This is a genomic window from Pedococcus sp. P2_F6, from assembly GCF_056403675.1.
In genome coordinates, this window is sequence record NZ_JBFUEZ010000007.1 from 80,089 (window position 1) to 103,948 (window position 23,860).

Here is a 23,860-nt window from a genome sequence, read left to right on the forward strand (position 1 = left end):
AAACGTAGGGATGCATCCGCGCTGACGCATTCAGGTTCAACCCTGAACCCACCCTGAGTGAACCCTCAGTCGGCAGTTCCTGACGGTCAGTGCACGACAACCCGGGCAACTTGGCGCAGATCGGGCGCATCGAAGCGCTCGCCCCTGACCTCACCGGCCTCCCAGCGGATCACCAGTCCCCGCCCGCGCACCTCGAGCGTGGCGAGGTTGTTGTCGAACCAGGGACCATCGGTGACGTCCCACCGGTATGGGGCGTTGGGCACCTTGTCGGTGCGGTTCACCAGGAGGGCCAGGGGCCGGGCGAGGCCCTTGCCCAGGAGGGCCTGGGCGATGCGGACCTGGCGGGGCAGCGGGTTGCGGATCGGTGAGCAGACGGCCTGGAGGATCGTGCTGCTGCCGGCCGGGAGCTGGTCCGGGGAAATCCGGGTGACGTAGGAGTTGTGCACGTCACCGGACAGGAACGTGATCGTGCCGGGCCGCTGTCCGCGCTTGCCGGAGGCGACCTCCACCACCATGGCCAGCACGGCGGCGAAGCCGTCCTGGAACGCCGCCCAGTGCTCGAGGTCGACGGCGCGACGCATCTTCTCGCCCCACCGGGCGACGCGCGGTCCCCACGCCCCGGTGGCCATCGCCTCGTTGATCGCCTCGAGGTCGTGGATGCCCTGCGCGATGAAGAAGGGCAGCGACGTGCCGATGAAGAGGTGGTCGACGTCGCCGCGCAGCTGCCCGTCCAGCCACTCCAGCTCGTCGTCGTCGAGGATCGAGCGCCGCTCGGGCTCGAGGACGCGGGCCGCGCGGGAGTCCACGACCACGAGCCGGGACTCGCCGAGGTCCCGGGCGTAGCTCCAGCGGTAGGTCTCGGGCTGGCGGTCGACACGTTCCGCGAGGTCGTCCAGCACCCGGGTCAGGTCGAGCTCGTCGCTCGAACCGCCGTCAGCGTGGGCCACGATCTGCTGCCACACCTCGTCCTGTGCCAGCTCCTCGGGCGAAAGGTTGCCGACGTGCTGGTAGACCCAGTAGGAGGCGAGCCCACCGACGATCCGCTCGTGCCACCAGGAGGTCTGGTTGATCTCGCGCTTCCAGCTCTGGGAGGTGTTCCAGTCGTCGCGGATGTCGTGGTCGTCGAAGATCATCGCGCTCGGCAGCGTCGACAGCAGCCAGCGGTTGAGGGGATCGCTCCAGGCCAGGAAGTACAGGTGGGAGTACTCCTCGAAGTCCTTCAGCTCCTCACCGGGCGGCTCGTCGAGGCTGCGCCGCGAGGCGATGAACTCCTGCATCTCCTCGCTGGTCTCGTCGGCGTACACCTGGTCGCCGAGGAAGCAGACGAGGTGGGGCCATTCCTCCTCGTCCCGCTCGGGCCGGCTCAGGTGGTACGCGTAGGCGCGCAGGGCGTCCACGCCGTTGCTGGCATTGCCCTCGGCGTCGTGCGGGACCGTCGTGCGGCACGACCCGAAGGCCAGCCGGGTGGGCTCACTGTGCAGCAGGGTCCGGATCCGGCTCGCCGGGAGGTCGGGGTGGTCGGGTGCGGCCTGCGGCCAGACCTGCTCGCCGTCGATGTCGACGGCGTAGTCGCCGGCCGTGCCTGGCTCCAGTCCGTCGACGACCACGAGGGCATAGTGCCGTCCGTGCGCCCCGAAGGTGGGCGCCGACCACTCCCGGTCGAAGGCCCGCACGCGCACCACGGCGGAGTCGCGGGTCTGGACCCAGACCGTCGCCGACGTCTCGCCGACGTAGCGGAGCAGCGGCCCCAGGGTCAGGGGTGACGCGGGGAGGTGAGTCGGCACGAGGACCGTTCTACACGGCATACCCCCTGCGTGGGTAACGACCCTGGACGACGCACCCCTTCGGGGGATGGCGAAAGGGCGGCCCGCCTCTCGGTGGACCGCCCTCTCGGCGTTGCGGCGGGTGCCGGGTTGCGGGGTCCTAGAACCCCATGCCACCCATCTCGTCGCCACCGGGGGCCATCGCGGGAGCCTTCTCGGGCTTGTCGGCGATGACGGCCTCGGTGGTGAGGAACAGCGCGGCGATCGACGCGGCGTTCTGCAGCGCGGAACGCGTCACCTTCGCCGGGTCGATGATGCCCGCGGCGATCAGGTCGACGTACTCGCCGGTGGCGGCGTTGAGGCCCCACCCTGCATCGAGCGTGCTGACCTTCTCCGCCACGACGCCGCCCTCGAGGCCGGCGTTGATCGCGATCTGCTTGAGCGGAGCGGAGGCCGCGACGCGAACGATGTTCGCACCGGTGGCCTCGTCACCCTCGAGCTCGAGCTTCTCGAACGCGGCCTTGGTCGCCTGGAGCAGGGCCACGCCACCACCGGCGACGATCCCCTCCTCGATGGCAGCCTTGGCGTTGCGCACTGCATCCTCGATGCGGTGCTTGCGCTCCTTGAGCTCGACCTCGGTCGCGGCACCGGCCTTGATGACTGCGACGCCGCCGGCCAGCTTGGCCAGGCGCTCCTGCAGCTTCTCACGGTCGTAGTCGCTGTCGGACTTGTCGATCTCGGCGCGGATCTGGTTGACGCGACCCTGGATCTGGTCGGCCTCGCCGGCACCCTCGACGATGGTCGTCTCGTCCTTGGTGACGACGACCTTGCGAGCGCGGCCGAGCAGGTCGAGCTCCGCGGTGTCGAGCTTGAGGCCGACCTCCTCGGAGATGACCTGGCCACCGGTGAGGATGGCGATGTCGGCCAGCATGGCCTTGCGACGGTCCCCGAAGCCGGGAGCCTTGACGGCAACCGACTTGAAGGTGCCGCGGATCTTGTTGACCACCAGGGTCGACAGGGCCTCGCCGTCCACGTCCTCGGCGATGATGAGCAACGGCTTGCCGGACTGCATGACCTTCTCGAGGAGGGGCAGCAGGTCCTTGATGCCGGAGATCTTGGAGTTGACCACGAGGACGTAGGCGTCCTCGAGAACCGCCTCCATGCGCTCGGTGTCGGTGACGAAGTAGTGGCTGATGTAGCCCTTGTCGAAGCGCATGCCCTCGGTGAGCTCGAGCTCGAGGCCGAAGGTGTTGGACTCCTCGACGGTGATGACGCCTTCCTTGCCGACCTTGTCCATGGCCTCGGCGATCATCTCGCCGATCAGGGGGTCAGCAGCGGAGATCGAGGCCGTCGAAGCGATCTGCTCCTTGGTCTCGACGTCCTTGGCCATCTCGAGCAGCTGGGCGGAGACGGCCTCGACGGCCTTCTCGATGCCGCGCTTGAGGGCCATCGGGTTGGCGCCTGCGGCGACGTTGCGCAGACCCTCCTTGACGAGGGCCTGGGCGAGAACGGTGGCAGTGGTCGTGCCGTCGCCAGCGACGTCATCCGTCTTCTTGGCAACTTCCTTGACGAGCTCTGCGCCGATCTTCTCGTACGGGTCGTCGAGCTCGATCTCCTTGGCGATGGACACACCATCGTTGGTGATCGTGGGGGCTCCCCACTTCTTCTCGAGGACGACGTTGCGGCCCTTCGGACCGAGGGTGACGCGGACGGCGTCGGCGAGAATGTTCATTCCCCGCTCGAGACCGCGGCGAGCCTCTTCATCGAAAGCGATGATCTTGGCCATTCGGGTGGTTCCTCCCACGCGAAACGTAAACGATGGCCAGCGGGCGCCCGCGACGGACGGACCGGCTTGCGCGGCTCACGTCGCCGTGCTCCCCGGACCTCGCCCTGACTGGCCTGGATTGTCACTCTCATGGTGAGAGTGCTAACGCCATTATTGGCACTCTCAGGGGGAGAGTGCAAACGGGTCGGGCGTCCGGTGGGACAGGCGGTGGGGTTCCGCCGGAGGTCGGGGGGTGGGACGCTCGGCTCATGGCTGCGCACCCCGACCCGTTCGAGGCCTCGAACTTCCTCGTCGACTTCGCCGGCGCGGACGTCGCGTCCTTCTCCCACGTCGACCTCCCGGTGGCCCTCCTGGACGAGATCGCCTACCGCTCGGGCAACGACAAGGCCAACGAGCCGCGCAAGCAGCCCGGGTTGGCGAGCTACTCGCACCTCGTCCTGAGTCGGGGCCTGACCGCGAACCTCGACCTCTGGGACTGGTGGGAGGCAGCCCGCAACGGCGACCCCACCGTGGACCGCAACGTGGTCGTCAAGCTCCTTGACGGGACCGGTCAGCTCGTCCTGACGTGGAAGTTCCGCAACGCCTTTCCGGCCGTCTACCGGCTGAGCCCGCTGGATGCGGCCTCCAGCGACGTCGTCGTCGAGACGGTCGAGCTCGCCTTCGACTCCATGGACGTGGAGGTCTAGGAGGAGGTCTAGGGGAAGGCCGACGGGAAGGCAGCACGGTAGGAGCGGAGGTCGACCGTCCCGTTGACGACCGACTCGGCGGCCAGGACGGCATGTCCGACGGCGCGGGTCACGCACTCCCCGGCAGCCACCATCACCGCGTGCAGCTCAGGCAGCTCGGGCGCGGGCCGCTCACCGGTCGCGAGGGTGAACAGCGTGTCGCCGTCGAGCAACGTGTGCACCGGGTTGACCGCCCGGGCGAGCCCGTCGTGACCGAGCCCGCTCACCTTCTGGCACTGCGCCTTGGTGAGCGTGGCGTCGGTGGCGATGACGCCGATCACCGTCGCCATCCCCGGACGCAACGGCTCCCCTTCGTATGCCGCGGCCGCCCGTTCGCGCGCAGCCGCAATCTCGTGGGCGGCCGGGAGCGCGACGTCCGCGAACTCCTCACCGAGTCCGTGCCGCCTCGCGAGCAGCTCCCCGGTCAGCTCGTCATAGGGGGCGCCGAACGAGTTGGCGACGACCAGGGCCGCGACCGTGGTGCCGTCGTCGAGCACGGCGCTCGCCGAGCCCACAGCACCCTTGAGACCGCCGGCCCGGGCTCCCGTCCCAGCGCCCACACACCCCTGGAGCACCGCGTCGGCTGTTGCCACGGCGAACGCGTCGGCCCCGTCCGCGGCAGTCGGTGCGTTCGCGAACTCGCCGCCTCGTCCGAGGTCGAACAGGATGGCGGCCGGGACGATCGGGACCACCTCACCGGGTTCACCCATCGGCCAGCCCAGCCCCGCGGCATACAGGCCCTGGACCACCCCGTCGGCGGCCGCCAGGCCGAAAGCACTCCCGCCTGCCAGCACGATGGCGTTGACGCGGTCGACGAGGTTCCGCGGGTCGAGCAGGTCGGTCTCCCGCGTGCCCGGCGCACCACCTCGGACGTCGACACCGGCCACCGCTCCCGCATCGGGGGCGAGGACGACGGTGACGCCGGTGAGCCAGCCGGCCTCACGGCGCGTGGCGTGCCCGACGCGCACCCCGACGACGTCGGTGAGCGAGTTGGTCGGCCCGGGGACTGGGCTCACGCCGGGCCGTCCGGCCCGGTGACGTCGACGTGTCCGGGGGCGGCGTCGATGACGCAGAACCTGTTGCCGTCCGGGTCCTCGAGGACCACGAAGTCGTGCTCCTCCTCGGGATAGGGCCAGTCCTCGACGCGTCGCGCTCCGAGACCGACGAGCCGCTCCACCTCGCGGGCCTGGTCGCGGGCGTAGAGGTCGAGGTGGAGGTGGGGAAAGGCCTCAGGGGTGGACTCGCCGAGGTTGAGCGAGAGGTTGGGACCCACACCGTCCCTGGGCTGGAGGATGACCCAGTCCGGCTCGGGCTCGTAGCGCGGTTCGTAGTCGAGGACCGCGGCCCAGAAGGCCATCGCCCTGGGCACGTCGCTCACGTTGACGACGACCGACCCGATCCGCAGCGCGGCACCCATCACAGCTCCAGTCGGTGGGCCCGTGCGTCGGCCACGAACCCGACCCGCTCGATCATCGCCGTCGTGTGGACCCCGGCGGACATCAGTACCTGCCTGAATCCCGCGTCGCGCGCCCACTCCACGGCGGCTCGCAGGAGCACTTCCCCGGCACCGATCCCCCGGTGCTCCGGGCGCACGAAGAAGGTGTCGACCACCAGGTCGGCTCCCGCTCCGGACGGGCGGCCCGGCCACGGCAGCGGCTCCACGACGGCCGCCTGGAGGTATCCCGCGTGCTCGTCCCCTGCCTCGGCGATCCAGACCGGGTGGGCGTTGCCGGTCGCCAGCCAGGCCCGTGCGTAGCGGTCGAGGAAACCGGGCTCACCCTGCCCACCCCGGTGGCGGGCGCACTGCAGGGTGAGTGCCGCCACGACGAGCGCGTCGTCGGGTTCGGCCAGCCTGGTTCGCAGCTCACCCACGAGGGCAGTCAAGCACGACCCGGGACGCAACAACGCCCGTACAGTCGCTTCTGCACGGGCGTTGGTGAACCAGGGGGCTCGGTCAGAGCTGGATGCCCAACCGTCGGGCGCTGCGGGCCCGCTGGCGCGACGCGCGCAACCGGCGCAGTCGCTTGATGAGCATGGGGTCGGCCTCGAGGGCGGCCTGGGAGTCGATCAGGGCGTTCAGCACCTGGTAGTAGCGGGTCGCGCTCATGTCGAACAGCTCGCGGATCGCCTGCTCCTTGGCGCCCGCGTACTTCCACCACTGCCGTTCGAAGGCGATGATCTCGCGGTCGCGGTCAGTCAGCTCCGTGGGGGCGCTGACGTGATCCTGCTCGTGTGCGGCGTTCAACTCTCGACTCAGTCCTTCGTGGTTCGCAGACGTGCCCTGCCGTGTGTGCGTGCAGGGCAACTATACGGAGCGAATCACACGCTTGTCATTCCACTCGCGTAGTCCGATCGGGCGAGTTCTCTGGGTGTGGTCACATTCGTCCCACTCGCCTCACGAGGGCCTTGGCGCCTCAGCAGGCAGGCGCCTCAGGCCATGGTGTCGAGGATGGCCACGATGTCGTCCTCGGAGGTGCGCGGGTTGACGATCGCGAACCGGGTCAGCGTCTCGCCCGCGTGCGAGGTGGGCACCACGAAGGCGAACTGGTCGGCCAGCAGCCGGTCCGACCACTCCTGGTACTGCGCCGCGGACCAGCCGATCCGCCGGAACACCACGACCGAGAGGTCCGGCTCGCGCGCGACCTCGAGGTAGTCGCGCCGGCCGATCTCCTCGGCCGCGAACCGCGTGACCTCGAGCGTGCGCTCGACGGCCTCGCGGTAGGCGTCCGTGCCGTGGGTCGCCAGCGAGAACCAGAACGGGAGGCCCCGGGCCCGGCGGGTCAGCCCCACCGAGTAGTCGGTGGGGTTCCAGTCGGGCGCGTCGTTGAGGACGTCGAGGTAGGACGCGTGCTGGGTGTGTGCCGCGCGGGCCAGGGCGGGCTCGCGGTAGAGCAGGGCGCAGCAGTCGAACGGCGCGAACAGCCACTTGTGCGGGTCGACGATGAACGAGTCGCAGTGCTCGATGCCTGCATACCTGTGGCGCACCGACGGAGCGGCCAGCCCGGCGCCTCCGTAGGCGCCGTCGACGTGGAACCAGATGCCGAACTCGCGGCAGACCTCTGACACCGAGGCGAGGTCGTCGACGATGCCGAAGTTGGTCGTGCCACTCGTCGCGACCACCGCGAAGAACGTCTCGGGGCCGTGGGCGAGCAGGACCTCGCGCAGGGCCGGTCCGGTCAGCCGACCCATGTCGTCGACGTCGACCCCCACGAACTCGGCGTCCATGACGTCGCAGGCCGACTGGATCGAGGAGTGCGCACCGTGCGTCGCGGCGACACGGAACGGTCGCGCGCCGGCGCCGGTCCTGCCCTCCAGGGCGGCGCTGGTCCGAGCGGTATGCCGTGCCGCGACCAGCGCGGACAGGTTGCCGATCGTCCCACCCGGCACGAAGACACCACCGGCCTCCGGCGGCAGACCGGCCAGGTCGGCGATCCAGCGCAGCGCCTGGTTCTCGGCGTAGACCGCTCCGGCCCCTTCGAGCCAGGACCCGCCGTAGATCGACGAGGCCCCGACGACGAGGTCGAACATCGCGGCCGCCTCGGTGGGAGCGCACGGGATGAAGGAGAGGTACCGCGGATGGTCGGTGGAGATGCAGGCCGGAGCCAGGTCCTCCTCGAAGAGCTTGAGCGCCTCGATGCCGCCGATGCCCTCGGCGGTGATGGTGGCTCCGGCCAGGGCGTCGAGCTCCGCCAAGGTTCGTGGGCCGTCGAGAGGCACCGGGTCGAGCTTCAGACGGTCGGCGGAGTAGGCGAGGATCGCGTCGCCGAGGGCCTCGAGGTTCTGGTCGCTGTAGCCGTGCACGCGGCGAGTCTAGGCTGCGTCGCTCACGCGGGGGCAGGGGCGAAGAGGACCGCCCTCAGGCCGACCACATCCGCCACGATCGCGTCGGGTCGGCTCGCCGCGAGCGCGGGCTCCAGGCCCGCGCCCCAGGTGACCGCGACCGCCCCCATTCCCGCGGCTCGGGCGGCCTCGACGTCCACGGTCGCGTCGCCGACGTAGACGCAGTCGCGGGGGGCGGCACCGAGCTGCGCCGCGGCATACAAGAGGGGTGCTGGGTGGGGCTTGTGGAGGTCCGTTTCCTCTTGTCCTGCAAGGACATCGATCCGGCGGTCCAGGCCCACCGCCCGCAGGCCGAGGCGCACGGTGTCGCCCTTCTTGGAGGAGACGACGCCGGTGCGGGCACCGGCGTCGTGCAGGTCGTCGAGGAGCTCGATCACGCCGTCGACGGTGCGGATCAGCTCGTCGTGGTTGGCGAGGTTCCACTCGCGGTAGACGTCGGTGAGCTCGGCGCCACGACCCGGGTAGCGCTCCTCGAGCACTGGCTGGAGGGGGCGGCCGATCCAGGACCTCACCTCGTCCTCTGCGGCCTGCTCGCCGAGGACCGACCCCAGCGCGTGGTGGTAGGACGCGACGATCAGGGGGATGGTGTCGGCGAGGGTGCCGTCGAAGTCGAACAGGACCACGGGCCAGCGAGGAGTCACGGGCTCGAGGCTAACGAACAGCCTCGATGGGGCGCCGGGTGCGCCGGTCAGGCCCGCGGCTCGACGCCCAGCTCGCGGAGCAGCACCTCGACCCGTCCGCGGATCTCGTCGCGGATCGGGCGCACGGCGTCGACTCCCTGCCCTGCCGGGTCGTCGAGCACCCAGTCCTCGTAGCGCTTGCCGGGGAAGTAGGGGCAGGTGTCGCCACACCCCATGGTGACGACCACGTCGGAGTCCTGGACGGCTTCGGTGGTCAGGACCTTCGGGATCTGTGCGGCGATGTCGATGCCCTCCTCGGCCATGGCTGCGACCGCGGCGGGGTTCACCTGGTCGGCAGGCTGGCTCCCCGCCGAGCGCACCTCGACGGCCCCACCGCCGAGATGCGCGAGGTATGCCGCGGCCATCTGCGAGCGCCCGGCGTTGTGGACACACACGAACAGGACAGAGGGCTTGTCACTCATACGGATTCGCTTTCAGGGGTGGGGATCGGGACGGTGCGCGTCCGAACGGTGCGCAGCAGGGCGAGGCCGGCTCCGACGCCGACGAGCTGCGCTGCGACGAAGGCCGGAACGGAGGCGGGCGCGATGCCCGCGAAGGTGTCCGAGAGGGCACGCGCAACGGTGACGGCCGGGTTGGCGAACGACGTCGAGGAGGTCAGGAAGTAGGCGCCGAAGATCCACGCCGGGACCACGAGGGCGGCGCGACTCCCCTCGCGCACCAACCCGATGGCGAGGACCAGCCCTGCCGTGGCGACGACCTCGCCCAGCCACTGTCCGGCACCCCCTCGCTCGTGGCGGGACAGGTGCAGCGCGGGCAGCCCGAACATGAGGTTGGCCAGCGCCGTGCCCGCAACGCCACCCACGAGCTGGACGGCCACGTAGGGCGCCACGTCGCCCCACCCATGCTCCCCCCGGACGGCCTGCGCCAGCGTCACCGCGGGGTTGAAGTGGGCACCGCTGACCGGGCCGAACGTGCTGATGAGCACGCCGAGCACCGCCACCGTGGCAAGCGCGTTGACGAGGAGCTGGACAGCGCCGTCGTCGGTCAGGCGCTGGGCCATCACGCCCGACCCGACGACCGCGGCGAGCAGCCCTGCGGTCCCGACCAGCTCGGCGGCCAGTCGGGCGCGCACCGGGTGGTTCAGCAACACGCCTCCTGCAGCGCGGGGCCTGCGGCCGTCGTGCAGCACCCGCCGTCGTTTCCGCCCGCCACGATCGGAAGGCTCGCCGTGGCGGGACGTCCGTCGGCCGGGTTGTCGTCCTTCACGGTGTAGACCTCCCAGGGGGCGCCGGCCGGGTCGTGCACCCAGACCTTGTCCTGCAACGCATAGCAGCAGGTCGTGTCCCGCTCGTCGAACGCGGCCAGACCAGCCTCGCGCAACCGCGTCGCCCCCGCCTCGACGTCGGCGCTGCTGTCCACCTCGATGCCGAGGTGGTTGAGCGCCTGCGCGGTGCCCTCGCCGCGCTGGTCGGCCGGGACCTCGATCAGCACCAGCTTGAGCGGCGGCTCGACGATGGCGAAGTTGGCGTAGCCCGGACGGCGCTTGTGCGGCTGGGTGCCGAAAAGGGTCGAGTAGAACGCGACCGACTTCTCGAGGTCGGCGACGTTGAGCGCGAGCTGGACACGGGACACGAGCAGACTCCTTGGTTCATCGACTATTGTCTATGCAGGAAGTGAATCGACTGCATTGATGTTTGTCAATATCGATGCAGGTCTATTTCAAGGAGATCCCGTGCCCGGCCCCACGCTCGTCACCCTCGCCGCCCCCGGCGACGCCCTCGCCGCCACCACGACCGCCGGTGTCGCCTGCTGCGGCACACTCACCACGGACCAGGCGATGGGACGAGAGCAGGCCGAGGCCACGGCATCCCTGCTCAAGGCGGTGGCCGACCCGGTGCGGCTCCAGCTGCTGTCCCTCATCCGCTCGTCCCAGGGGCAGGAGGCCTGTGTCTGCGACCTCACGCCCGCCGTCGGACTCAGCCAGCCGACCGTGAGCCACCACCTCAAGGTGCTCACCGAAGCCGGCCTGGTGACCCGCGAGCGGCGGGGCACGTGGGCATGGTTCCGGCTGGTGCCGACGCGGTTGGACGACCTGGCCGCGATCTTCCGCTGACAGGGGTTTAGTTTCTGGGTATGCCGCCGGCTGCCCTCACCGAGCTCGTCCACCCCTCGTGGGCGGCCGCCCTGGAGCCCGTGGCCGGGGCCGTGGCCTCGCTGGGTGAGTTCCTGCGCGAGGAGGTCGCGGCCGGACGGGGCTACCTGCCGGCCGGCGTGCACGTGCTCCGTGCCTTCGAGCGGCCGCTGGACGACGTGCGGGTGCTCATCGTCGGACAGGACCCCTACCCGACTCCCGGGCACGCGGTGGGACTGTCGTTCTCGGTCGCGCCGGACGTGCAGCCGGTCCCCCGCAGCCTGGCCAACATCTTCCAGGAGCTGCAGACAGACCTCGGGCTCCCGCGACCGTCGACCGGCGACCTGTCGCCCTGGGCCGACCAGGGGGTCCTGCTCCTCAACAGGGTGCTGACCGTGCGACCCGGCAAACCCGCCAGCCACCGCGGCAAGGGCTGGGAAACCGTGACAGCACAAGCGATCTCGGCGCTGGTGAGCCGCGGTGGCCCGCTGGTCGCAATCCTGTGGGGCAGGGACGCGAGGAACCTCGTGCCGCACCTCGGCGGCATACCCGCCATCGAGAGCGCCCACCCCTCTCCCCTGTCGGCGCACTCCGGCTTCTTCGGGAGCAGGCCGTTCAGCCGGACCAACGAGCTCCTCGCCCACCAGGGCGCCGCACCCATCGACTGGAGGCTTCCGTGAGCGACGCGACCACTGACCCCACCCCCGCGCCCGACGCGATGGCGGACAACCTGACGCATCTCCCCGAGAGCGGCAAGGTCTGGCACCGCTACGTCGCGATCGGCGACTCGTTCACGGAGGGCATGTCCGACCCGGACCCCCAGCACGAGAACGCCTTCGTCGGCTGGGCCGACCGGCTGGCCCACCACCTCGCGGCCATCGCGCACGATGCGGGAGGCGACTTCGCCTACGCCAACCTTGCGGTGCGCGGGCGGCTGCTGGCCGACGTCATCGGACCGCAGCTCGACGCCGCGATCGCCCTGGGTCCCGACCTGGTCTCGATGGTCGGGGGCGGCAACGACATCCTGCGACCCAAGGCCGACCTCGACGCGATCGCCGCCCGGCTCGAGGCGGCGGTCGTGCGGTTGCGCGAGGCAGGGGCCGACGTGCTGCTGGCGACGCCCACCGACCCCGTGGGCGCGCCGGTGCTGCGCCACCTGAGGGGGCGCCACGCCATCCACTCGGCCAACCTGTTCAGCATCGCCCAGCAGCACGGCGCCTACGTCATCAACCAGTGGGGCATGAAGGCGCTGCAGGACTTCCGGCTGTGGTCCGAGGACCGGATCCACATGACGAGCGAGGGGCACCGGCGCGTGGCACTCAACGCCCTGTCGGCGCTCGGGCACGACACCGACCGCGCCGACTGGTCCACCCCGTTGCCCCCGGCGCCGCCCGTCGCCCGACGCCAGGCGGCCGCGGCCAACGCCGAGTGGGCCCGCACCCACCTCGCGCCCTGGGTGCAACGCCGGCTCAAGGGCGAGTCCAGCGGCGACGCCGTCCGGGCCAAGCGCCCTGACCTCACCCCACTGGACCGCGGGACCTCCTAGCCCGCGATCAGGCGAGCGCCACGAGCAGCTGGCGCGACACCAGACCCACCGTGCTCGCGAGCGAGTCGAGGTAGGTGCGGGTCAGGGTCGGGCTGGACTGCAGCTCCCAGAGCACCAGCGCCTGCTGCCAGGCCGCGTCACGGGCCCGGTTGACACTCCATGAGCCGACCAGGTTCAGGACCGGGGAGACCTCGTGGTCGAGGCGTCGCTGGGTCTCGTCGAGCAGGGACTGGCGCACCTCCTCATGGACCTCTGCCAGCACGGCATTGACGGTCAGGTAGTCACGCTGGACCCCGGGACTGGTCGGTGAGAGACCGAGCTGGCGGCAGGTGCGGACCGTGGCGATGGGCAGGTCGTGGTTGATGTGGGCGTTCATCCCCGCGACGGCGAACTGGACCGGCACCAGACCGGTGGCCGCACGGCTCTCGAAGAGCGGGGTCCACGCCTTGCTGCGACTCTCGTCAGACGCCTCGACTGCCTCGAGGTAGAGCCCCGCGAACACCACGTCGAGGCGCTCGAGGAAGGCCGGGTTCACGAACGCGTGGGCCGCCAGCCGATCACCGACCCGCTCGGTGACGAGGAGGTACAGCGCGTTGAAGCGGCCCACGCCGTCCGCGGGCCCGAGGGCGGCACCCAACCGGCGCAGCCGTTCGACCACCTCCGGGACGCTCGCGGCCTGGCCGGGCGGCACGACGACCGGACGGATCGGCGCGAGGACCATGCGCACTCGTCGGATGACAGAGCTCAACCACCCCACAACGACGACGGTAGGCGCAGAAGTCCACGGCGTCCACGGTTTCGCCGCAGGGTCGAGAGTGCGTGACACGCTGGCGCCCGCGCCGAACTTTCAGCGTGTCGTGCACTCTCGAACCCTGCTGACCTGCGCGATTCAAGTAGTAGGACGTCCTACTACTACCCTTGGTGCATGCCAGCGACCCGCCTCATGCCCTCCGAGGAGGGCTACGACCTCATCGACCTGACCCGCGAGATCTGCGACAAGGAGCTCCGTCCCCAGGTCGACGAGGCCGAGCGCGCCGCCGCGACGACGCCGGCCCTGCCCCGCGACGCCTTCCGCACCCTGGGCCGAGCCGGGCTGCTCTCGCTGCCCTACCCCGAGGAGTTCGGCGGCGGTGGCCAGCCTTACGAGGTCTACCTCCAGGTCGTCGAGGAGATCGCCTCCGCCTGGATGAGCGTCGCGGTCGGCGTCTCCGTCCACTCGCTCACCTGCTACCCCGTCGCCCAGTTCGGCACGCGGGCCCAGCAGGAGGCACTCCTTCCGGCGATGCTCTCGGGTGACCAGCTCGGCGCCTACTGCCTCTCCGAGCGCCACGCCGGTTCCGACGTCGCCTCGATGAGCGCCCGCGCGACCCCTGACGACGAAGCCGACCCCACGGCATACCAGCTCAAGGGCACCAAGGCCTGGATCTCGCACGCCGGGCACGCGGACTTCTACACGAGCTTCGTGCGCACCTCGGACGACGGCGCGCGCGGCCTGTCCTGCTTCGTCGTCCCGGGTGACGCCAAGGGCATCGCCTTCGGTGCGCCGGAGAAGAAGATGGGCCTGCACTGCGACACCGTGAGCGAGGTGCACTTCGAGGGGGTCGAGGTGTCCGCTGACCGTCTCGTGGGTGGCGTCGGCCAGGGCATGACCATCGCCCTGTCAGCCCTCGATTCGGGGCGCCTCGGAATCGCTGCGGCCGCAACGGGTTTGGCTCAGTCGGCACTCGACCAGGCTGTCGCCTACGCCAAGGAGCGCGAACAGTTCGGTCGACCGATCGGCGACAACCAGGGGCTCGCCTTCCTGCTCGCCGACATGGAGGCAGGCGTGACGTCGGCCCGCGCGGCCTATCTCCACGCCGCCCGGCTGCACGATGCCGGCCGGCCCTTCACCAAGGAGGCGGCAGTGGCCAAGCTGGTCTGCACCGACAACGCCATGCGCGTCACCACCGACGCGGTGCAGGTGCTCGGCGGCGCGGGCTACACCCAGGACTTCCCGCTGGAGCGCTACATGCGCGAGGCCAAGGTGACCCAGATCTTTGAGGGCACCAACCAGATCCAGCGGCTCGTCATCAGCCGCCAGCTCCTCAAGAGCCCGTCCAAGAGAGACTGACGCCATGCAGATCACCGATTCCACCGTCGCCGTCGTCACCGGCGGAGCCAGCGGCCTCGGCGGTGCCACCGTCCGCCGCCTGCACGCCGACGGTGCCGCCGTGGTCATCCTCGACCTGCCGTCCTCCCCGGGTGAGGCCTTGGCCGAGGAGCTCGGCGAGCGCGCACGCTTCGTGGCCACCGACGTCCGCGACGAGGCGCAGGTCCAGGCCGCGATCGACGTGGCGCGTGAGCTCGGGACGCTGCGGATCGTCGTCAACTGCGCGGGGGTCGGCACGCCCGGCCGGGTGGTCGGCAAGCGCGGTCCGCTGCCGCTCGAGCAGTTCGCCAACGTGATCAACATCAACCTGATCGGCACCTTCAACGTGCTGCGGCTCGCCGCCGCGGCGATGCTCGAGAACGAGCCCGTCGACGCCGACCGGGGCGTCATCATCATGACGGCGTCCATCGCCGCCTACGACGGACAGATCGGTCAGGCCGCGTATGCCGCGAGCAAGGGTGGCGTCGTCGGCCTCACCCTGAGTGCCGCTCGCGACCTGGCGGACAAGGGAATCCGCGTGATGACGGTCGCCCCGGGAACGTTCATGACTCCGATGCTCGCGGGTCTGCCGCCCGAAGCCACTGCCGTCCTCGAGGCCCAGGTGCCGCACCCCTCACGACTGGGCAACCCTGACGAGTACGCCAGCCTCGTCGCGCACATCGTCGACAACGGCATGCTCAACGGCGAGGTCATCCGCCTCGACGGCGCACTCCGCATGCCTCCTCGCTGACGACTCGCTGACGACTCGCGGGTCTTGGCCGGACCTCGGGCGGACGCGATCCGGAGTACGCGATCCGGAGTACGCGCTTCGACGTACTCGCCACCGCGAACGCGCGGTTCGTCGGTACGCGCTTCGCCCGAGGGCGAGGCGCATTTCGTCGTGCCACGATGGTGAACTGGGCCTGACTCTGATGGCGTCGGGCGTCCCGCTCGCGTCGGTCGTTGGGCCCCCGTCGAAGGGACCCGCCATGAGAGCACGCTCTCGGACCGTGGCAGGGACGGTCCACCAGACACCCCCACGCGGCCTCCGGCCGCTTCATCGTTGGCACCGCAGTTCTGGTCTCGCGCTCACCGCCGCCCTGGGCGCGGCGGTCGCGGCGACGGCCGGAGCGCCCGCCACTGCCGAACCCTCGGCCGCCGCACCCGGCCCGGGCGTACTGCTGCAGTGGAACATCACCGCCCAGGGCCTCACCACCCCACTGCGGCCCTCGGCCCACGGCCAGACGCGAGGCATCGCCATGGTCGCGGGGGCTGTCTACGACGCGGTGAACGCCATCGACCGCGGCCACCAGCCCTACCGACTCGACGTCGCGGCCCTGGACATCAAGCCGTGGGCGTCGACCGACGCGGCGATCGCGACCGCAGCCCACGACGTCCTGGTTGCCATCGTGCCGCAGGCTCAGTGGGCCGCGCTCGACACCGCCTTGACGACAAGCCTTGCGGCCGTGCCGGACGGAGCCGGTGAGGACGAGGGTGTTCGTGCCGGCAGGGCCGCGGCCGCGGCGATGGTCGACTCGCGAAGGGGGGACGGCTTCATGTCACCCTTCACGTTCAACCTCGGGACCGAGCCGGGCGACTGGCGACCCTCACCCGCGACCGCGCTCGACCCCGACCCCTGGGTGGGGCAGCTGCGACCGTTCCTGATGAGGAGCCCCGACCAGTTCCGTTCCTCCGGGCCGAACGCCCTGACCAGTGCCGAGTACGCGAAGGACTTCAACGAGGTCAAGGAGCTCGGCTCGCTCACCAGCACACGGCGTACCGCGGACCAGACGAAGGCGGCCATCTTCTGGCAAACCGCTCCCGCGCCCCTCTGGCACGGCATGGCACGAGACCTCATCACCCGCCACGGCCTCAGCGCCAGTGAGGGCGCTCGCCTGATAGCCAGCATGAGCCTGGCCGGGGCGGACGGCGCGATCGCCTGCTGGAACGACAAGTACTACTGGCAGTTCTGGCGGCCGAACGCGGCTATCCGTGAGGCGGACACCGACGACAACCCGGCCACCGTGGCCGATCCCAGTTGGCGACCTCTCTTCGACCCTGCGACGGCGACCACGCCTCCTTTGGTGAACCCGCCCTTCCCCGATCACCCCTCGGGCCACGGATGTGTCAGCGGTGCCACCCTCGACGCCGTCCGCACCTTCTTCGGGACCGACAAGGTGTCCGTCCGCATGGCGTCCAGCCGCTACCCGGGCGAGACGCGGGACTTCAGCCGGCTGTCGCTGGCCATGAAGGAGATCATCGACGCCCGCGTCTGGGGCGGGATCCACTTCCGCACCGCAGACGTGGTGGGAGCGAACACGGGTCGCAAGGTCGGCCACTGGATGGAGAAGCACTACTTCCAGCCAGTCGGCCAGGTGCCGGCCAGCCCGTAGGTCGCGGGACCCGGCGCAGAAAGGGGACTCATGCACCTCTTGCGCGAGGGACCGTGATGGGTCAAGATCATCGAACCTCCCTCGGGAGGCCAGTCCCCCTCGGGGGACACGAGACCCGGCCAACTCATACTTGGCCGGGTCTCACCTTTTCTAACAGCCGAAGGTGGTCCGACCGGTAACCGACACGCGTCAGCCAGGTAAACACTGCACGAGGGTTGGTGCCATGTCGTTGGCCCGGCGTCCCGATCTCGCGGGTCGCGCGTCCTTCCCTGTGAGAGGTGCAGCCGCCTTCTCCTGCAAGGGAGGGAATCATGCTCGCAGCCCTGGTTCGACGCCCGACCACGTTCGCCCAGGCGCTCGCGCTGGCGGCGTCCGAGGCCGTGCTCGTCGAGGTTCTCCTGGTCGTCGTGACCACGGTGTCCGGCACCCCGCACCCGCCTTGGACTGCATTGCTGCTCTACGGGCTCGGCTGGGTGTCGGTCTCCGCCCTGCGGTGGGTGCTGATCGACAGGCGCTTCGTCCAGGGCACCTAGCCAGACGCCAGGTGCGGGTCAGACGGACTGGGCGAACGCGTCCTCGAGGATGTCGAGCCCCTCGGCCAGCAGCTCGTCGCCCGCGGACAGCGGCGGCAGGAACCGGAACACGTTGCCGAACGTGCCGCAGGTCAGCGTCACCAGACCGGCCGCGTGACAGGCCTTGTTGATCCGGCCAGTGAGGTCCGCGTCAGGAGTCTTGTGCTCGAGGTCGCTGACCAGCTCGACGGCCAGCATCGCCCCACGGCCACGGATGTCGCCGATCACGCCGTACTTGTCAGCCAGCGCCTCCAGCCTCGGGCGGAACAGCGCCTCGACGGCCCGGGCGCGACCGCGCAGGTCGTCCGCCTTCATCGTCTCGATGGCCGCGAGGGCACTGGCACACGCGACGGGGTTGCCGCCGTAGGTGCCGCCCAGCCCACCGACGTGGATCGCGTCCATGACGTCGGCGCGACCCGTGAGGGCCGCGAGCGGCATACCTCCGGCGATCCCCTTGGCCGTGGTGATGAGGTCGGGGACGACGTCCTCGTGGTCGGAGGCGAACCAGTCGCCGGTGCGGCAGAACCCGGTCTGCACCTCGTCGGCGATGAACAGGATCCCCTGCTCGGTGCACCAGTCGGAGACCTTCTTCATGAAGCCCGGCGCCGGCACGATGAACCCGCCTTCGCCCTGGATCGGCTCGAGGATGACGGCGGCCGTGTTGTCCTCGCCGACCTGGGCGTGCACGAGGTCGACGAACTCCGCGAACGCCTCCTCCGCACAGGCCTCGGGACCCGTCGGCCAGCGGTAGGGGTAGGCCATCGGCACGCGGTAGATCTCGCTCGCGAACGGCCCGAACCGGTGCTTGTAGGGCATGTTCTTGGCGGTCAGCCCCATCGTGAGGTTGGTGCGCCCGTGGTAGGCGTGGTCGAACGCGACGACACCCTGCCGACCGGTGAAGTGGCGGGCTACCTTGACGGCGTTCTCGACGGCCTCGGACCCGGAGTTGAAGAGGGCGGAACGCTTCTCGTGGGTTCCGGGCGTGACCTCCGCGAGCACCTCCGCCACCTCGAGGTACTCCTCGTAGGGCGTGACCATGAAGCAGGTGTGGGTGAAGTCGTTGATCTGTGCGGTCACCGCGTCGATGATGCGCTGGTTGCCGTTGCCGACCGTCGTGACGGCGATGCCCGAACCGAAGTCGATGAGCTGGTTGCCGTCGACGTCGCGCAGGATCCCGCCCGCCGCCTGCTCGATGTAGACGGGGAGGCCGGTGCCCACACCGGCGGACACGGCGGCGAGCTTGCGCTGCTGGAGGGCCTGGCTCTTGGGGCCGGGGATGCTGGTGGCGAGGATGCGCTTCTGCTCGAGCATGCGCCGAGCATACGACCGCCCCCGCCCCATCGTTATCGGGTCTAGGGACTTGTGTCGGCTTCACCCTGGAACCGTTTCCGGGTGAAGCCACCCTTTGTCCCTAAACCCGATAAAGGTGAGGTATGCCGCGGGCGTGGCACCGCGGCATACCCACCCGTAGCGTGGGGGCATGGCAGCCAAGGCGTCGCCCGCGATCGTGCTCGAGGTCGGTGATCGCGACGTGCGGATCACGAACCCGGAGCGCGAGTACTTCCCGGCCCGCGGCGAGACCAAGCTCGACCTGGTCAAGTACTACCTGTCGGTGGGCGATGGGATCGTCAACGCGCTGAGGGAACGGCCGTGCATGATGCACCGGTTCCCCTCGGGGATCGCCGGGGAGAAGGTGCACCAGAAGCGGGTGCCGCACGGGGCGCCGCCGTGGCTGCAGACGGTGCGGGTGACCTTCCCGCGCTACACCCGCAAGGCCGACGAGCTGTGCGTCACCGAGCTGGCCCAGGTCATCTGGGCGGTGCAGATGTCGACGGTCGAGTTCCACCCCTGGAACAGCAGGCGCGCCGACGTGGAGAAGCCGGACGAGTGGCGGATCGACCTCGATCCCGGGCCCGACTGCCCCTGGGACCGGGTGCAGCGCGTGGCCCACGTGGCGCACGAGGTGCTCGACGAGCTGGGGGCGGTCGGCTGGCCCAAGACCAGCGGCGGGTCCGGGATGCACGTCTACGTGCGGATCGCGCCGGACTGGGGTTTCAAGGACGTGCGGCGCGGTGCGCTCGCGTTCGCGCGCGAGGTGGAGCGACGTATGCCGGACGACGTCACCACCACGTGGTGGCGCAAGGACCGCGACCCCGCGGACCTGTTCATCGACTACAACCAGAATGCGAGGGACCACACGATCGCCGCGGCCTACTCGGTGCGCGGCAACGCGATCGGGACCGTGTCGGCACCGATCCGGTGGGACGAGGTCGACGATGTGGTCCCCGACGACTTCACCATCGCGACGATGCCCGCCAGGTATGCCGAGCTGGGCGACCTGCACGCCGGAATCGACGACGCGGTGTTCGAGATCGACCAGCTGCTCGAGTGGGCGGAGCGCGACGAACGGGACGGCGCCGCCGAGCCGCCCGAGCCGGACGCGGCGGAGCCGGCCTAGCGAGACGGAGCCGACAGCGGGACGCCAGACCGCGCCGAGCAGGCCGAGCGGGTGGAATAGGCGGAGTAGGTGGAGTAGGCGGAAAACCGCAGACGCGGTTTGATTTGCTTGTATCGACCGCAGGCACGGAACTACAGTTGATCGCATGCCGCTGATGAGGATCAAGGACGCCGCGTCATTTCTCGGCGTCAGCGACGACACCGTGCGGCGCTGGGTGGACAGCGGCGCGCTCGAGGCACGCACCGACGAGGCGGGCCGCAAGGTCGTCGACGGCTACCAGGTCGCGCTGCTCGCCCGTGACCAGGCGCATGCCGTGGAGGATCCGTCCGGCGTGGGTCGCTCGGCCCGCAACCGCTTCGTCGGCCTCGTCACGGACATCAAGCGAGACACGGTGATGGCCCAGGTCGAAATGCAGTGCGGGTCGTTCCGCGTGGTGTCGCTGATGAGCTCCGAGGCCGTGGACGACCTCAGGCTCGAGCTGGGCTCCGTGGCCATCGCCGTGGTCAAGTCCACGACCGTCATCGTCGAAACACCCCAAGGAGCATCATGATCCGCCCCCTCGCCACCCTGGCCACCGTTGCCACAGCGGCGCTGGTCCTCGCGACGGCAGCGTGCGGGTCCGACGCCGGCGACACCACGAGCTCCAGCTCGTCCTCGTACTCGTCCTCGTCCTCGTCCCCGGCGCTGACCGGGCAGATCACGGTGTTCGCGGCGGCCTCGTTGAAGAAGACCTTCACGGCGATCGGAGCCGAGTTCGAGAAGGCGCACCCGGGCGCCAAGGTCGCCTTCAACTTCGCTGGCTCCTCCGACCTCGTCGCCCAGATCCAGCAGGGCGCACCCGCCGACGTCTTCGCCTCGGCCGACACCAAGAACATGGACAAGGCGACCGGCGCCTCGCTCACCGCGGACACCCCTGTGAACTTCGCGTCCAACACCCTCGAGATCGCCGTCCCGCCGGACAACCCGGCCAAGGTCACTGGCCTCGCCGATCTTGCCAAACCAAGCGTCAAGGTCGTCCTGTGCGCCCCGGCCGTTCCGTGTGGCTCCGCGGCGGCCAAGGTCGAGACGGCCGCGAAGATCGACATCAAGCCGGTCAGCGAGGAGCAGTCGGTCACCGACGTCCTCGGCAAGGTGACCTCGGGCGAGGCCGACGCCGGACTCGTCTACGTCACCGACGTCAAGGGCGCCGGCGACACAGTGAGGGGCATCGAGTTCGCCGAGTCCTCGGCCGCCGTCAACACCTACCCGATCGCGACCCTCAAGAGCAGCAAGAACGCCGCGCTGGCCGACGCCTTCCTCCAGGCCGTGACGGGTGAGCCGGGTCAGGGCATCCTCGCCGCCGCCGGGTTCGCCAAGCCGTAGCCTGCCTGTCGTGCCCCCGGTCCATCCCACGCCGCGACGACGACCGCAGCCGGGACGACCGCGGCTGGGGCTGCCGGCCTGGGTGTTCGTCCCCGCCGCGGTCGGCGCGCTGTTCGTCGTGCTCCCCCTCGTGGCGATGCTCACCCGGATCGAGTGGGGCAGCTTTGGCACCCTCATCACGTCGGACTCCTCCCGCGCCGCCCTGGCCCTGAGCCTGCGCACCTCGGTCGCCAGCACGGTGCTGTGCATCGCTTTCGGGGTGCCGATGGCGCTCGTCCTGGCCCGCACCGAGTTCCGCGGACAGTCGATCGCCCGGTCCCTCGTCCTGCTCCCCCTCGTGCTCCCGCCAGTCGTCGGCGGCATCGCGCTGCTCTACACGTTCGGTCGTCGTGGGCTGCTCGGCCACACCATCGAGGTCCTCGGACTCCAGATCGCGTTCTCCACCACCGCAGTCGTGATGGCACAGACGTTCGTCGCCCTGCCCTTCCTCGTGGTCAGCCTCGAGGGTGCGTTGCGCACCGGCGGACAACGGTTCGAGGAGGTGGCCGCGACCCTCGGGGCGCGCCCGACGACGGTGTTCCTGCGGGTGACCCTGCCCTTGGTCCTGCCCGGCCTCGCCTCCGGCGCGGTGCTCGCCTTCGCCCGGGCGCTGGGTGAGTTCGGAGCCACGATCACCTTTGCGGGCAGCCTCCAGGGCGTCACCCGCACCCTGCCGCTGGAGATCTACCTCCAGCGCGAGACCGAACCCCAAGCAGCCGTGGCCCTCTCGCTCGTGCTCGTCGTCGTCGCCACCGTCGTGATCGCCCTGACCCGACGGTCGAGGACCGCGCTGTGAAGCTCCACGCGCAGGTCCGACTCCCCCACCGCGGCGTCGACCTCACGCTCGCCGTCGAGGCCGGCCGCACGCTGGCGCTGCTCGGACCGAACGGTGCCGGCAAGTCCACAGCCCTCGCCACCATCGCCGGGCTCCTGCGCCCCACCTCGGGCCAGATCACCCTCGACGACCGGGTCCTCTTCTCCGGCAACGACTCTGCCAATGCTTCAGGCCACGGCGAGTGGGTGCCTCCGCACGCGCGAGGCGTGGCCCTGCTGGCCCAGGAGGCTCGACTGTTCCCGCACCTGTCGGTGCTGGACAACGTCGCCTTCGGCCCGCGCAGCGCCGGTATGCCGCGTGGCCGGGCCCGCGAACAGGCGCGGCAGTGGCTCGCCCGGGTCGACGCCGAAGACTTCGCCGACCGGCGTCCGGCGTCGCTCTCCGGGGGTCAGGCCCAGCGGGTGGCCATCGCCCGGGCGCTGGCCACCGAGCCGCACCTGCTTCTGCTCGACGAACCGCTGTCCGCCCTCGATGTCGAGTCCGCCCCCGCGATTCGCCAGCTGCTGCGCCGAGTCCTCAAGGACCGCACGACGATCCTGGTCACCCACGACATCCTCGACGCGGTCCTGCTGGCCGACGACGTCGCCGTCGTCGAGGACGGCCACGTCGTCGAGCAGGGGCCCACCTCCCGGGTGCTCACCCGGCCGACGAGCGGCTTCGCAGCCCGCATCGCGGGACTCAACCTGGTGCGCGGAACCGCCCACGGGGCAACGGTTTCGACTCCTGGGGGACTGCGCATCGAAGGGCTCACCGAGGACGTCCTGGGGGATGGTCAGGCCGCCGTCGCGGTGTTCAGCCCGAACGCCGTCGGCGTCTACCTACAGGCCCCTGCCGGTAGCCCCCGCAACGTCGTCCGCGGGACGGTGACCGACCTCGAACCGCACGGTCACCAGGTGCGCGTGCACACGGCATACCTCTCGGCGGACATCACGCCTGCGGCGCTGGCCGAGCTCGACCTGGCCCCCGGCTCCGACGTCGTGTTCACGATCAAGGCGAGCGAGGTCGCGGTCTACGCCGCGTGAGCGGCTCGCGTCCACCATGATCGTGTGATGATCCGGGAGACGAGGCGGCGCGGTGCCTGGTGGCTGCCCGCGTGCGTGCTGGTCCTGACGATCGGGCAACTGGCCGTGGGCACCTTCGCCGGCGGACTGCAGCAGTTCGAGGGCAAGGCGTTCGGGGCACGGCTCGTGGCCTACCCGGTGATGATGCTCATCGTTCCCGCCGCGTGGTGGCTGGTCCACCGGCGGCAGCGCGCCGAGGTGCCGTGGCTGGCGTTCGGCCTCGTGATGGCACCGTTCCTCATCGACGTCACCGGCAACACCCTCGACCTCTACGACTCGGTGACGTGGTGGGACGACGCCAACCACTTCGTCAACTGGGTGTTGCTGTGCGCCGGCCTGGGTCTGCTTCTGCTGCAAGGGATTCGTATGCCGTGGGCACGGGTCCTGCTCGTGACGGGACTCGGCGCGGTGCTGGCGATCGGGTGGGAGCTCGGCGAGTGGTACACGTTCATCCGCCACGGGACCGAGCTGGACACGGCCTACCAGGACACCCTCGGCGACGAGGCGCTCGGCACCCTCGGCGCCCTGGTGGCAGGGCTGCTGCTGCGCAGGCCACGACCCACCCGAGGTGCCTGACCGC

Annotated in this window: 27 protein-coding genes; 14 read left to right on the forward strand and 13 right to left on the reverse strand. The window is 70.3% G+C overall.

What is annotated here, in order from left to right; all coding sequences use genetic code 11:
- Window positions 1–86 precede the first annotated feature (86 nt).
- Together AC1DWP_RS17825 and groL are read right to left on the reverse strand one after the other, a co-directional pair.
- Entirely contained in the window at window positions 87–1,784 is a 1,698-nt protein-coding gene (locus tag AC1DWP_RS17825) for an alkaline phosphatase D family protein (RefSeq protein WP_477615829.1), read from the reverse strand.
- A gap of 139 nt (window positions 1,785–1,923) precedes the next feature.
- Window positions 1,924–3,549 carry a chaperonin GroEL gene (gene groL / locus AC1DWP_RS17830; RefSeq protein ID WP_477615830.1) on the reverse strand — a complete coding sequence of 542 codons (1,626 nt, stop codon included), beginning with the start codon at window positions 3,547–3,549 and terminating at the stop codon, window positions 1,924–1,926.
- Window positions 3,550–3,797: 248 nt separating this feature from the next.
- On the opposite strand from groL, the gene AC1DWP_RS17835 reads away from it, so the two are divergent.
- Entirely contained in the window at window positions 3,798–4,235 is a 438-nt protein-coding gene (locus AC1DWP_RS17835; protein WP_477615831.1) for a phage tail protein, read from the forward strand.
- Window positions 4,236–4,243: 8 nt separating this feature from the next.
- Here the strand turns inward: AC1DWP_RS17835 and AC1DWP_RS17840 are convergent, their stop codons facing one another.
- From AC1DWP_RS17840 to AC1DWP_RS17880, 9 genes are all read right to left on the reverse strand, one after another.
- The gene (locus AC1DWP_RS17840) at window positions 4,244–5,290 is read right to left on the reverse strand and encodes a P1 family peptidase (protein ID WP_477615832.1); all 1,047 of its coding nucleotides are present in this window, start codon (window positions 5,288–5,290) and stop codon (window positions 4,244–4,246) included.
- Window positions 5,287–5,691, reverse strand: coding sequence for a VOC family protein (locus AC1DWP_RS17845; protein ID WP_477615833.1), 405 nt, complete (start codon window positions 5,689–5,691; stop codon window positions 5,287–5,289). Before AC1DWP_RS17845 ends, AC1DWP_RS17840 begins: the two co-directional genes overlap by 4 nt.
- Window positions 5,691–6,146 (reverse strand): N-acetyltransferase family protein, encoded by a 456-nt coding sequence (locus AC1DWP_RS17850; RefSeq protein ID WP_477615834.1) that lies wholly within the window; start codon window positions 6,144–6,146, stop codon window positions 5,691–5,693. Before AC1DWP_RS17850 ends, AC1DWP_RS17845 begins: the two co-directional genes overlap by 1 nt.
- Before the next feature lie 82 nt (window positions 6,147–6,228).
- Window positions 6,229–6,519 (reverse strand): DUF3263 domain-containing protein, encoded by a 291-nt coding sequence (locus AC1DWP_RS17855; protein WP_477615835.1) that lies wholly within the window; start codon window positions 6,517–6,519, stop codon window positions 6,229–6,231.
- A gap of 185 nt (window positions 6,520–6,704) precedes the next feature.
- On the reverse strand, window positions 6,705–8,075 hold the full coding sequence (locus tag AC1DWP_RS17860) for a pyridoxal phosphate-dependent decarboxylase family protein (protein WP_477615836.1): 1,371 nt from the start codon (window positions 8,073–8,075) through the stop codon (window positions 6,705–6,707).
- Window positions 8,076–8,098: 23 nt separating this feature from the next.
- Window positions 8,099–8,755, reverse strand: a complete 657-nt coding sequence (locus AC1DWP_RS17865; protein WP_477615837.1) for an HAD family hydrolase — start codon at window positions 8,753–8,755, stop codon at window positions 8,099–8,101.
- A gap of 47 nt (window positions 8,756–8,802) precedes the next feature.
- Window positions 8,803–9,216, reverse strand: a complete 414-nt coding sequence (locus AC1DWP_RS17870; RefSeq protein WP_477615838.1) for an arsenate reductase ArsC — start codon at window positions 9,214–9,216, stop codon at window positions 8,803–8,805.
- Window positions 9,213–9,905 (reverse strand): aquaporin, encoded by a 693-nt coding sequence (locus AC1DWP_RS17875; protein ID WP_477615839.1) that lies wholly within the window; start codon window positions 9,903–9,905, stop codon window positions 9,213–9,215. The genes AC1DWP_RS17870 and AC1DWP_RS17875 overlap by 4 nt, the downstream gene beginning before the upstream one ends.
- A complete protein-coding gene (locus tag AC1DWP_RS17880; protein WP_477615840.1) occupies window positions 9,896–10,387 on the reverse strand; it encodes an ArsI/CadI family heavy metal resistance metalloenzyme in 492 nt (163 codons plus the stop codon). Before AC1DWP_RS17880 ends, AC1DWP_RS17875 begins: the two co-directional genes overlap by 10 nt.
- 100 nt (window positions 10,388–10,487) lie before the next feature.
- Here AC1DWP_RS17880 and AC1DWP_RS17885 point away from each other — a divergent pair, with 100 nt between their 5' ends.
- From AC1DWP_RS17885 to AC1DWP_RS17895, 3 genes are read left to right on the forward strand one after another with little or no spacing between them, the layout of a single operon-like run.
- Window positions 10,488–10,868: an ArsR/SmtB family transcription factor gene (locus AC1DWP_RS17885; RefSeq protein ID WP_477615841.1), complete on the forward strand. Its 381-nt coding sequence runs from the start codon at window positions 10,488–10,490 to the stop codon at window positions 10,866–10,868.
- 20 nt (window positions 10,869–10,888) lie between these two features.
- Complete coding sequence (locus tag AC1DWP_RS17890; RefSeq protein WP_477615842.1) at window positions 10,889–11,566, forward strand: uracil-DNA glycosylase; 678 nt, start codon at window positions 10,889–10,891, stop codon at window positions 11,564–11,566.
- A gap of 38 nt (window positions 11,567–11,604) precedes the next feature.
- Window positions 11,605–12,432, forward strand: coding sequence for an SGNH/GDSL hydrolase family protein (locus tag AC1DWP_RS17895; RefSeq protein WP_477615879.1), 828 nt, complete (start codon window positions 11,605–11,607; stop codon window positions 12,430–12,432).
- Window positions 12,433–12,439: 7 nt separating this feature from the next.
- Here the strand turns inward: AC1DWP_RS17895 and AC1DWP_RS17900 are convergent, their stop codons facing one another.
- Window positions 12,440–13,153, reverse strand: a complete 714-nt coding sequence (locus AC1DWP_RS17900) for a DUF5995 family protein (RefSeq protein ID WP_477615843.1) — start codon at window positions 13,151–13,153, stop codon at window positions 12,440–12,442.
- Between the two features lie 204 nt (window positions 13,154–13,357).
- On the opposite strand from AC1DWP_RS17900, the gene AC1DWP_RS17905 reads away from it, so the two are divergent.
- From AC1DWP_RS17905 to AC1DWP_RS17920, 4 genes are all read left to right on the forward strand, one after another.
- Window positions 13,358–14,542, forward strand: coding sequence for an acyl-CoA dehydrogenase family protein (locus tag AC1DWP_RS17905; protein ID WP_477615844.1), 1,185 nt, complete (start codon window positions 13,358–13,360; stop codon window positions 14,540–14,542).
- Between the two features lie 4 nt (window positions 14,543–14,546).
- The gene (locus tag AC1DWP_RS17910; protein WP_477615845.1) at window positions 14,547–15,311 is read left to right on the forward strand and encodes an SDR family NAD(P)-dependent oxidoreductase; all 765 of its coding nucleotides are present in this window, start codon (window positions 14,547–14,549) and stop codon (window positions 15,309–15,311) included.
- A gap of 238 nt (window positions 15,312–15,549) precedes the next feature.
- On the forward strand, window positions 15,550–16,953 hold the full coding sequence (locus tag AC1DWP_RS17915; RefSeq protein WP_477615846.1) for a vanadium-dependent haloperoxidase: 1,404 nt from the start codon (window positions 15,550–15,552) through the stop codon (window positions 16,951–16,953).
- Window positions 16,954–17,264: 311 nt separating this feature from the next.
- The gene (locus AC1DWP_RS17920) at window positions 17,265–17,486 is read left to right on the forward strand and encodes a hypothetical protein (protein ID WP_477615847.1); all 222 of its coding nucleotides are present in this window, start codon (window positions 17,265–17,267) and stop codon (window positions 17,484–17,486) included.
- Between the two features lie 18 nt (window positions 17,487–17,504).
- Here AC1DWP_RS17920 and gabT read toward each other — a convergent pair whose 3' ends face one another.
- Entirely contained in the window at window positions 17,505–18,836 is a 1,332-nt protein-coding gene (gabT, locus tag AC1DWP_RS17925) for a 4-aminobutyrate--2-oxoglutarate transaminase (RefSeq protein WP_477615848.1), read from the reverse strand.
- A gap of 169 nt (window positions 18,837–19,005) precedes the next feature.
- Between gabT and ligD the strand changes: the two genes are divergently transcribed.
- The 6 genes from ligD (at window position 19,006) to AC1DWP_RS17955 (ending at window position 23,856) form a co-directional block, all read left to right on the forward strand.
- Window positions 19,006–19,983: a non-homologous end-joining DNA ligase gene (gene ligD / locus AC1DWP_RS17930; protein WP_477615849.1), complete on the forward strand. Its 978-nt coding sequence runs from the start codon at window positions 19,006–19,008 to the stop codon at window positions 19,981–19,983.
- A gap of 145 nt (window positions 19,984–20,128) precedes the next feature.
- The gene (locus AC1DWP_RS17935) at window positions 20,129–20,533 is read left to right on the forward strand and encodes a TOBE domain-containing protein (RefSeq protein WP_477615850.1); all 405 of its coding nucleotides are present in this window, start codon (window positions 20,129–20,131) and stop codon (window positions 20,531–20,533) included.
- On the forward strand, window positions 20,530–21,345 hold the full coding sequence (gene modA / locus AC1DWP_RS17940) for a molybdate ABC transporter substrate-binding protein (protein ID WP_477615851.1): 816 nt from the start codon (window positions 20,530–20,532) through the stop codon (window positions 21,343–21,345). Before AC1DWP_RS17935 ends, modA begins: the two co-directional genes overlap by 4 nt.
- 10 nt (window positions 21,346–21,355) lie before the next feature.
- Complete coding sequence (locus AC1DWP_RS17945) at window positions 21,356–22,180, forward strand: ABC transporter permease (protein ID WP_477615852.1); 825 nt, start codon at window positions 21,356–21,358, stop codon at window positions 22,178–22,180.
- Entirely contained in the window at window positions 22,177–23,241 is a 1,065-nt protein-coding gene (locus tag AC1DWP_RS17950; protein ID WP_477615853.1) for a sulfate/molybdate ABC transporter ATP-binding protein, read from the forward strand. The genes AC1DWP_RS17945 and AC1DWP_RS17950 overlap by 4 nt, the downstream gene beginning before the upstream one ends.
- Window positions 23,242–23,268: 27 nt before the next feature.
- Window positions 23,269–23,856, forward strand: a complete 588-nt coding sequence (locus AC1DWP_RS17955) for a DUF2238 domain-containing protein (protein WP_477615854.1) — start codon at window positions 23,269–23,271, stop codon at window positions 23,854–23,856.
- The last annotated feature ends 4 nt before the right edge of the window (window positions 23,857–23,860 follow it).